The sequence below is a fragment of the Hymenobacter negativus genome (assembly GCF_017571495.1).
Classification (GTDB): Bacteria; Bacteroidota; Bacteroidia; order Cytophagales; family Hymenobacteraceae; genus Hymenobacter; species Hymenobacter negativus.
In genome coordinates, this window is record NZ_JAGETZ010000039.1 from 1 (window position 1) to 612 (window position 612).

Genomic DNA, 612 nt, shown 5'->3' on the forward strand with positions numbered 1-612 from the left:
TGCGTGAGTTCACGAAAACGGTGGTCTAAATTACCGGGTGTTATTTGGGCATCGCCTGTTACATCACATCATGAGGTCTTTCTTGTTATTGGTCAGCTTGACGGCGTGTTCTGCCCCCAAACCGCCCCTCAACGTGGCCTTTGAAGTACGGGAAGTGCGGGTCAATTTGCCGGACTTGGACGACCACGACTGCTCGGGACCGGGCATGCTGGTGCAACTGAAAATGACGAATCTGACCGATGCCCCGCTCGTGTTCGACGTGAGCACCCGCTGTTCGCCGCGCCCGAACCGGCTGGTGTTCGAGCGCCCGAACGGGCAGTTGCCGCTGCACGCCCTGGGCTGGGGATGTAAGGATGCCACCATCCCCCCCCACACCAGCTTATACCCCGTGCTCGTGACGAAGAGCGGGGAGTTGAGCGGCGTCTACGATTACACGGACGCCTCTTATTCAGCCCTCATGGCCTTCGAGCGGGAGTTCCGCTTGGTGTACGTCCGGCAGGGCGGCGAAGCACCGGGGCAAGTGGGCAGCTTCACCCTTCACTATAGGAGGCGACCCTAAGGTACGCAAGCGCCCTGGGCCTGCGCCCCCGGCAGCGCGTTCACGTAAACGGT

Annotated in this window: 1 protein-coding gene; it reads left to right on the forward strand. The window is 61.1% G+C overall.

The window, feature by feature from the left end:
- Window positions 1-70 precede the first annotated feature (70 nt).
- Window positions 71-559: a hypothetical protein gene (locus J4E00_RS29315; RefSeq protein ID WP_208178915.1), complete on the forward strand. Its 489-nt coding sequence runs from the start codon at window positions 71-73 to the stop codon at window positions 557-559.
- Window positions 560-612 lie beyond the last annotated feature (53 nt).